Below are 2,245 nucleotides of genomic sequence, written 5' to 3' on the forward strand. Positions count from 1 at the left end.
ACCACCCGCGCGCTGACCTGCCCGGCCAAGAACCGCCGGCCCAGTTTCGGCAGCCGATCACGCAGGGTCACCGCGGTGTCCATCAAACCCAGGGCACGCCCGTGGGAGACGGTCAGCGCCGCGGCGATCTGCGCGGCAGCGGCGTCGGTGTCATCGCAGGCCCACCGCTCGCGCACCGGGTCGCTGCACTGCCGACGCTGCCATTCGGCGATCGCGACGAATGTGCGGGCCTCCGCCGCGGCCGCCGTCGCCGACCAGCCGGTGACCGCGTCGATCACCTCGCCATCCGAGGCGCCAGCCAGGTCGGCCGGCCCCGGAAGCGAACTATCGAACATATGAGCGACAGTATTCGCGATCGCCGACGCCGGATCTCATCCGCAAGCCACCACCACCCAACCTGGGGATGAAAACGCGATTGGGGACAACTCGTCCTCACAGCCTGTCCACAGCGGAGCCAGGGAAGGTCCATAGCGTCGGCCACCATGGTGGAGCCATGACGATCGACGACCATGACCGCGGACTCCGGTTCGACCTCGGAGTGATGTCCCGCCGCCGGGCGCTCCTGGCCCTCGGCCTCGGGGCCGTTACGGCCGCCGGCTGCGCCAAGAAGGGGGAACCGGACGCATCGCTTGCCGACGCCGCTCCGCAGGAAACCGCCGGCCCCTATCCCGGAGACGGTTCCAACGGACCCAATGTGCTGATCGAATCCGGTGTGGTGCGCTCCGACATCACCAGCAGCTTCGGCAACTATTCCGGTGTGGCTGAGGGTGTTCCGTCGACCCTGACGCTGACCTTGCAGGATCTGGCCGCCTCGGGGGCGCCCGGCTCGGGCATGGCCGTCTACCTCTGGCACTGTGACCGGGAGGGTCGCTACTCGCTGTACAGCCCCGGCGCGACCGAGCAGAACTATCTGCGGGGAGTCCAGGTCGCCGACGACTCCGGGCAGCTCACGTTCACCACGATCTTCCCGGCCTGCTACCCTGGCCGTTGGCCGCACTTTCACTTCGAGGTGTTCGACTCCCTCGAAGAGGCGGTGGCAGGGTCGCAAGCCCGCCTCACCTCCCAGATCGCGATTCCGGAACAGGCGTGCTCGCAGGTGTACGACGCCGATGCCGGATATTCGGCGAGCATCGCCAACCTGGCGTCACTCTCGCTCGACACCGATGGCGTGTTCGGTGACGGCTGGGACGCCGAACTGGCCGCGGTCAACGGTTCACCGGCGTCGGGGTTCGACATCACCCTGACGGTAGGGGTTGCCGAGAAGTCGCAGAACGTGATGGGAGAAGGCGGTTTTGGTGGCCCACCGCCCGGTGGCCCACCGCCCGGCGGCCCACCGCCAGGCGACCCGCCGCCTCCCTAGCTGCCGAGTTCCCCGCTGATTCCGCGTTCCAGCGCGGCACGGGCGCGCTCGGGCAACACGAGTAGACCGTCGAGTTCGCGGTGCACCAATTGGTATGCACGCTCACGTTCCTGTTGTGACGCCGCGGTGTCGGACGCCACCCGGAGCAGTCGTTGTGCCCGCGCCAGCCGGTCCTGTTCGGCACTGGTGAACCCGGTACGGCGGCGGCGGATCGCCTCTGCTTCAGCGACATCGAACGCGGTCACGTAGTCCTGCACGGCGTCGCGGTACTCGCGCGCGGCGTCGCGGTCTCCGAGCAGGTCGGTCACGTCGGCCGGCCTAAGGAAGTCCGCGCGCAGCTTGGCGCGGTGGAAACGCTCGGTGAGCGGGTCACGCATGTCGGTCATCAGCGGGTAGTCGAGCAGTGTCGCGACGTCCAGCTCGTAGTCCAGCCATCGGGTGTCGGTCCGGTCGTGTTCCTCTACAGTCCGCTCGATGGCACGCCGCCGCGCCGTGTCCGATTCCGCGCTGACCTGCGGTTCGGCGGGACGCTCCTCGAGCTGAGCTCGTGTTCTCGCTGAGACGATGGCCCGGAAAGTCGCGTAGCCGACACCGACCACCGGCAGCACGATCACCAACAGCTCGACCAGGCGGATGAGCAGTCCCATATCGCCAGGATGCCAGTTGAGCAGTTAGGGGGTTTTGATTCCGCTCCAGCTGGCTATTGCTCTGTTATGCGACACAAGACATTTAATCTCGGATCCCTGCTCTTCGTGGGTGCAGCGGCAGCCGCGATCACCACCGCTCCGCTGGCCGGTGCGCAGCCACCGCCACCGGCTCCGCCCCCACCGCCGCCGCCGGCGTGCGTCAACCCGGATGGCGGCCCGTGCGTGGCCGGCCCCGGAG

3 protein-coding genes are annotated in these 2,245 nt (G+C 68.2%); 1 reads left to right on the forward strand and 2 read right to left on the reverse strand.

Annotation, left to right across the window (positions count from 1 at the left end; genetic code table 11):
• A partial coding sequence (locus tag ACXAID_RS27785; RefSeq protein WP_475025385.1) for a DUF222 domain-containing protein occupies window positions 1-335 on the reverse strand: 335 nt, incomplete at its 3' end.
• A 158-nt stretch (window positions 336-493) separates the two neighbouring features.
• On the opposite strand from ACXAID_RS27785, the gene ACXAID_RS27790 reads away from it, so the two are divergent.
• Window positions 494-1,360 carry a dioxygenase family protein gene (locus tag ACXAID_RS27790; protein ID WP_475025386.1) on the forward strand — a complete coding sequence of 289 codons (867 nt, stop codon included), beginning with the start codon at window positions 494-496 and terminating at the stop codon, window positions 1,358-1,360.
• Here ACXAID_RS27790 and ACXAID_RS27795 read toward each other — a convergent pair.
• Window positions 1,357-2,007 carry a hypothetical protein gene (locus ACXAID_RS27795; protein ID WP_475025387.1) on the reverse strand — a complete coding sequence of 217 codons (651 nt, stop codon included), beginning with the start codon at window positions 2,005-2,007 and terminating at the stop codon, window positions 1,357-1,359. The two genes, ACXAID_RS27790 and ACXAID_RS27795, sit on opposite strands and share 4 nt — an antisense overlap.
• Between the last annotated feature and the right edge of the window lie 238 nt (window positions 2,008-2,245).

It is taken from the genome of Mycobacterium sp. ABE4_509, assembly GCF_056160785.1.